Consider the following 6,290-nt stretch of genomic DNA (forward strand, 5'->3'; position numbering starts at 1 on the left):
GTCGACGTCGCGCTGGAATGCACCGGCATCTTCACCGCGAAGGACAAGGCTTCCGCGCACCTCACCGCCGGCGCCAAGCGCGTGCTGGTCTCTGCGCCCGCCGACGGTGCTGACGCCACCATCGTCTACGGCGTCAACCACGACACGCTGACCAAGGATCACCTGGTGGTCTCGAACGGCTCGTGCACCACCAACTGCCTCGCGCCGGTCGCCAAGGTCCTGAACGACACCGTCGGCATCGAGACCGGCTTCATGACCACGATCCACGCCTATACCGGTGACCAGCCGACGCTCGACACCCTGCACAAGGATCTCTATCGCGGCCGCGCCGCGGCGATGTCGATGATCCCGACCTCGACCGGTGCCGCGAAAGCGATCGGCCTCGTGCTGCCCGAGCTGAAGGGCAAGCTCGACGGCGTCTCGGTCCGCGTTCCGACCCCGAACGTTTCCGTGATCGACCTCAAGATCGTCGCCAAGCGCGCAACCGACGTCAAGGAGATCAACGAGGCGATGAAGCGTGCGTCCGAGCAGCAGCTCAAGGGCATCCTCGGCTACACCACCGCGCCGAACGTCTCGATCGACTTCAACCACGATCCGCACTCGTCGACCTTCCACATGGACCAGACCAAGGTGCAGAACGGCAACTTCGTGCGCGTGATGTCCTGGTACGACAACGAGTGGGGCTTCTCGAACCGTATGGCGGACACCGCCGTCGCGATCGGCAAGCTGGTTTAAGTTCGACTGTTCGTGATGCCCGGCTCACCGCCGGGCATCTGCGTGTTTGCCCCCTGCGTTCGCGACCTCAACGGCCGCGACATCGGCAAGCGAAAGCGACGCCGTCCGTCGGACGGCGGTGTCCGGCCGCACAGGAAACGCTCATGACAAAATCGTTCCGCACCCTCGACGACGTCAACCTGAAGGGCAAGCGCGTGCTGCTGCGCGTCGACCTCAACGTCCCCATGGAAAATGGTCGCGTCACCGACGCCACCCGGCTCGAGCGCGTGGCCCCCACCATCACCGAAATTTCCGACAAGGGCGGCAAGGTGATCCTGCTCGCCCATTTCGGCCGCCCCAAGGGACGCGATCCCAAGGAATCGCTGAAGCCGGTCGCCGACGCGCTGTCGAAAGTGATCAAGCGCCCGGTGGCCTTCGCCGAGGACTGCATCGGCGAGCCCGCGGCCGCCGCTGTCGCGACCCTCAAGGACGGCGACATCCTCTGCCTGGAAAACACGCGTTTCCATAAGGAGGAAGAGAAGAACGACGCCGGCTTCGTTACAGAGCTCGCCAAGCTCGGCGACATCTGGGTCAACGACGCCTTCTCCGCCGCGCATCGCGCCCACGCCTCGACCGAGGGCCTCGGCCACAAGCTGCCGGCCTATGCCGGCCGCACCATGCAGGCCGAGCTCGACGCGCTCGGCAAGGCGCTGGAAGCGCCGACCAAGCCGGTGATCGCGATCATCGGCGGCGCCAAGGTCTCGACCAAGATCGACCTCTTGGAAAACCTCGTGAGCAAGGTCGACGCGCTGGTGATCGGCGGCGGCATGGCCAACACCTTCCTGCACGCGCAGGGCGTCGCCGTCGGCAAGTCGCTCGCCGAAAAGGATCTTGCCCCGACCGCGCTGCGGATCATGGAGAAGGCCAACGCCGCCAACTGTGCGATCATCCTCCCCGTCGACGCTGTCGTCGCCAACCAGTTTGCCGCCAATGCGCCGTCGCACGCCTATGGCCTCGATGCGATCCCGGCCGACGGCATGATCCTCGACGTCGGTCCGCAATCGATCGCGCGCATCCATGCCGCGATCGACGACGCGGCGACGCTGGTCTGGAACGGCCCGCTCGGCGCTTTCGAGCTGACGCCGTTCGACCGCGGCACCGTGGTATCGGCCAAACATGCCGCCGAACGCACCAAGACGAAGAAGCTGATCTCGGTCGCCGGCGGCGGCGATACCGTCGCGGCGCTGAACCAGGCGGGCGTGGGCGGCGATTTTTCCTACGTCTCGACCGCGGGCGGCGCGTTTCTTGAATGGATGGAAGGCAAGCCGCTGCCAGGCGTCGAAGTCTTGAAAAAAGGTTGATTTAGGTCACATCCGCGAACTTGCACTACAGGGAGAAATGGAATGGCTCGCATTACGTTGCGGCAACTGCTCGACCACGCGGCCGAGCATGATTACGGCGTACCTGCCTTCAACATCAACAACATGGAACAGGCGCTGTCGATCATGGCGGCAGCCTCCGAGGTCGACGCGCCCGTCATCATCCAGGCCTCGCGCGGCGCGCGCTCCTACGCCAACGACGTCATGCTCAAGCACATGATGGATGCCGTCACCGAAATCTACCCGCAGATCCCGGTCTGCGTGCATCTCGATCATGGCAACGAGCCCGCCACCTGCATGACCGCGATCCAGGCCGGCTTCACCTCGGTCATGATGGACGGCTCGCTGAAGGCCGACGGCAAGACCCCCGGCGACTGGGACTACAATGTCGGCGTCACCAAGACCGTGACCGGCATGGCCCATCTCGGCGGCATCTCGGTGGAAGGCGAGCTCGGCGTGCTCGGCTCGCTCGAGACCGGCATGGGCGACAAGGAAGACGGCCATGGCGCGGAGGGCAAGCTGTCGCACGACCAGCTGCTGACCAATCCGGACGAGGCCGTGAAGTTCGTCAAGGAAACCAAGGTCGACGCGCTGGCGATCGCGATGGGCACCTCGCACGGCGCCTACAAGTTCACCCGCAAGCCCGACGGCGACATCCTCGCCATGAACGTGATCGAGGAAATCCATCGCAAGCTGCCGAACACGCATCTCGTCATGCACGGCTCCTCGTCGGTGCCGCAGGAGCTGCAGGAGATCATCAACGCCAATGGCGGCAAGATGAAGCCGACCTGGGGCGTGCCGGTCGCCGAGATCCAGCGCGGCATCAAGAACGGCGTGCGCAAGATCAACATCGACACCGACAACCGGATGGCGATGACCGGCCAGATCCGCAAGGTGCTGAAGGACAATCCGGAAGAGTTCGATCCGCGCAAATACCTGAAGCCCGCGATGGAGGCGATGACCAAGCTGTGCAAGCAGCGCCTGCAGGAGTTCAACACCGCGGGCCAGGCCAGCAAGATCAAGAAGGTGCTGACCACGGCGGAAATGGCCAAGCGCTACGCCGCGGGCCAGCTCGACCCCAAGGTCGCCTGACAAGGTTGCCTGACAACATATCGCCTGAAACATTACGGCGGGACACCGGCTCCGGCGCAGTCGGAAACGGTGTCCCGAGGGCTTGATCGCCGGCTGCGACAAACACCGGCCGCGACGAACGTTTTCTAGGCATTTGCCCGAGAACCGCCTATTTTGGTTTGCAAAGGCAATGGCTCTGGAGGACGCCCCGATGAACCTCTCCGACCTGAACAAAATCGCGCTTGCCATGGTCACCCCGGGCAAGGGCATTCTCGCCGCCGACGAATCCTCCGGCACCATCAAGAAGCGGTTCGACGCCATCAAGGTCGATTCGACCGAGGACAATCGCCGCGACTATCGCGAGATGCTGTTCCGCTCGCAGGAGGCGATGAGCAAGTACATCTCCGGCGTCATCCTTTACGACGAGACGATCTGGCAGAATGCCAAGGACGGCACGCCGCTGGTCAAGCTGATCGAGCAGGCCGGCGCGATCCCCGGCATCAAGGTCGACGAGGGCACGCAGGCGCTGCCGAACTGCCCGGGCGAACTCGTCACCGTCGGCCTCGACAAGCTCGCCGAGCGGCTGAAGAAATATTACGAGCGCGGTGCGCGCTTTGCGAAATGGCGCGCCGTGATCGACATCGGCTCGGGCGCCGGCAGCCGCGGCATTCCGACCATGACCGCGATCCGCGTCAACGCCCATGCGCTGGCGCGCTATGCCGCGCTGTGCCAGGCCGCGCAGATCGTCCCGATCGTCGAGCCGGAAGTGCTGATGGACGGCGATCACGACATCGACCGCTGCTACGAGGTGACGCAGCGCGTGCTGAACCGCACCTTCCAGGAATTGCGGGTGCAGCGCGTCGCGCTCGAAGGCATGATCCTGAAGCCGAACATGGCGATCTCGGGCAAGAAGTGCCCCAAGCAGGCGCCGGTGCAGGAAGTCGCCGAGAAGACCATCCGCCTGCTCAAGAGCTGCGTACCCGCGGCGGTGCCCGGCATCGCCTTCCTCTCTGGCGGACAGAGCGACGAGGAAGCAACCGCCCACCTCGACGCCATGAACAAGATCGGCAATTTGCCCTGGAAACTGACCTTCTCCTACGGCCGTGCGCTGCAAGCGGCGCCGCAGAAGGCGTGGTCCGGCAAGCCCGACAACGTCCCCGCGGGCCAGCGCGCCTTCTCGCATCGCGCCCGGATGAACGGGCTCGCGAGCACCGGCGATTGGGAAGCCGGCCTCGAGAAACAGGCGGCGTAGTTGGCGACCAAGCCCGTTCCGCCGCGGCCAGCGCCGCGCCTCTATCTGGCAACGCCGGTGGTCGATGAGCCCGCTCAGCTTGCGGCCGAGCTCACCGAGCTGCTTGCCGCGGCCGATGTCGCGGCCGTGCTGGTGCGGCTGCGCGAGAGCGATCCGCGCAGCATGATCTCCACCATCAAGGCGCTGGCGCCTGCGATCCAGAACGCCAGCGCGGCGCTGCTGATCGACGGTCACCCCGATGTCGTGGCCCGCGCCGGCGCCGACGGCGCGCATCTGACCGGCACCGCCGCGATGGAAGAGGCGGTGCCGTCGCTGAAACCCGACCGCATTGTCGGCGTCGGCGGGCTCGCGACCCGCCACGATTCCATGGCCGCGGGCGAAGCCGGTGCCGACTACGTGCTGTTCGGCGAGCCCGACGCCAACGGACAGCGGCCTTCGCGCGAGGCCATCGCCGAGCGGCTGGAATGGTGGGACGAACTGTTCGAACCGCCCTGCGTCGGCTTTGCAACCTCGCGCGAGGAAGCCGAGGCGTTCGCGGCGGCCGGCGCCGATTTCGTGCTGGTCGGAGAGTTCATCTGGTCCGATCCGCGCGGCGCCAAGGCGGCGCTTGTCGAGATCGGCGACGCGATTGCGCGAGCGCATGCCGGGCACATTCGGCAGGGCCAAGGCCGACGGAAAGGCCGAGGGATGACGCCGGAATGAAATGCCTGCGTCCGATAGGTGTTGCGCTCGGCTGCACGATGCTGGCGAGCGGCGCGATGGCGCAGCTCTCGATCACGCCGCCGGCACAGACGCCGCCCGCGAAGAAGGAGGCTCCGAAGCCGAAGGTGCATTCGCCGGTCGCGAAGAAGCCGACGCCCAAGCCCGCCGCCTCCGCGACGCCGAAGCCTGCCGCATCTCCGACTCCCTCGCCGACCCCGACCCAGGCCGTCGACGATCCCAATGTCGACCTCGTCTACGGCGCCTATCAGCGCGGCATGTACAAGACCGCGTTCGACCTCGCGACCGTGCGCGCGCAGAACAACAACGATGCCAAGGCCATGACGATGCTGGGCGAGCTCTATGCCAATGGGCTCGGCGTCAAGCGCGACTACGTCAAGGCCGACGAGTGGTACAAGCGCGCCTCCGACGCCGGCGACCGCGAGGCGATGTTCGCGCTCGCCATGATGAAGATCGCGGGTCGCGGCGGCACCGTCGACAAGGATGCCGCGGTCAAGCTGCTGGCGTCGTCGGCCAAACTCGGCGAGCCGAAGGCCGCCTATAATCTCGCGCTGCTCTATCTCGACGGCCAGACCCTGCCGCAGGACCTCCGCCGATCCGCCGAGCTCTTGCGCATGGCCGCCGACGCCGGCAGCCCCGAGGCGCAATACGCGCTCGCGACCTTCTACAAGGAAGGCACCGGCGTGCCGAAGGACCTCGAGAAGGCGGCGCGGCTGCTGCAGGCCGCCTCGCTGGCCGACAATGTCGATGCCGAGGTCGAATATGCCATCGCGCTCTACAACGGCTCGGGCACGCCGCGGAACGTGCCGGCGGCGGTCGCGCTGCTGCGCAAGGCGGCCCGGCAGAACAGCGCTATCGCGCAAAACCGCCTCGCCCATGTGCTGGCGACCGGCGCCGGCGCCCCGGTGGACAAGGTCGAGGCGCTGAAATGGCACACGGTCGCCAAGACCGCCGGCAAGGGCGACCCCGATCTCGACGACATCCTGGCCGATATGAGCCCGGAAGACCGCGCCAAGGGCGAAGCAGCCGCGCGAAAATGGATCGGAAACAACGTCAAATGACGCCTTGACGGCGCCACTTCCAGAGGGCACCCAGTCCGAAACTAAGGGCGCCACAGGCCGTTTCCCGTCATCCTGAGGTGCGAGCGGAGCGAG

At 66.1% G+C, this 6,290-nt stretch carries 6 protein-coding genes; all 6 read left to right on the top strand.

The features are described from left to right. Window positions 1-735 (top strand): type I glyceraldehyde-3-phosphate dehydrogenase (locus AKL29_RS19660; RefSeq protein WP_244482191.1); only part of this gene is annotated, 735 nt, incomplete at its 5' end. Window positions 736-878: 143 nt separating this feature from the next. Beyond that, on the top strand, window positions 879-2,075 hold the full coding sequence (locus AKL29_RS19665; protein ID WP_050385255.1) for a phosphoglycerate kinase: 1,197 nt from the start codon (window positions 879-881) through the stop codon (window positions 2,073-2,075). Window positions 2,076-2,117: 42 nt separating this feature from the next. Further along, the gene (fba, locus tag AKL29_RS19670; protein WP_028332808.1) at window positions 2,118-3,185 is read left to right on the top strand and encodes a class II fructose-bisphosphate aldolase; all 1,068 of its coding nucleotides are present in this window, start codon (window positions 2,118-2,120) and stop codon (window positions 3,183-3,185) included. A 190-nt stretch (window positions 3,186-3,375) separates the two neighbouring features. Further along, a complete protein-coding gene (locus tag AKL29_RS19675) occupies window positions 3,376-4,416 on the top strand; it encodes a class I fructose-bisphosphate aldolase (RefSeq protein WP_050385281.1) in 1,041 nt (346 codons plus the stop codon). Then, complete coding sequence (locus tag AKL29_RS19680; protein WP_050385256.1) at window positions 4,417-5,118, top strand: thiamine phosphate synthase; 702 nt, start codon at window positions 4,417-4,419, stop codon at window positions 5,116-5,118. Continuing rightward, window positions 5,115-6,197: a Sel1 repeat protein gene (locus tag AKL29_RS19685; RefSeq protein ID WP_050385257.1), complete on the top strand. Its 1,083-nt coding sequence runs from the start codon at window positions 5,115-5,117 to the stop codon at window positions 6,195-6,197. The genes AKL29_RS19680 and AKL29_RS19685 overlap by 4 nt, the downstream gene beginning before the upstream one ends. Window positions 6,198-6,290: the final 93 nt, after the last annotated feature.

Origin of the sequence: Bradyrhizobium pachyrhizi (assembly GCF_001189245.1) — a bacterium.
Taxonomy (GTDB): Bacteria; Pseudomonadota; Alphaproteobacteria; order Rhizobiales; family Xanthobacteraceae; genus Bradyrhizobium; species Bradyrhizobium pachyrhizi.

Excerpts from the sequence above, each read along its gene's own strand:
- AKL29_RS19665 (WP_050385255.1), top strand. The coding sequence starts at position 879 with ATGACAAAATCGTTCCGCACCCTCGACGACGTCAACCTGAAGGGCAAG.
- fba (WP_028332808.1), top strand. The coding sequence starts at position 2,118 with ATGGCTCGCATTACGTTGCGGCAACTGCTCGACCACGCGGCCGAGCAT.
- AKL29_RS19675 (WP_050385281.1), top strand. The coding sequence starts at position 3,376 with ATGAACCTCTCCGACCTGAACAAAATCGCGCTTGCCATGGTCACCCCG.
- AKL29_RS19685 (WP_050385257.1), top strand. The coding sequence starts at position 5,115 with ATGAAATGCCTGCGTCCGATAGGTGTTGCGCTCGGCTGCACGATGCTG.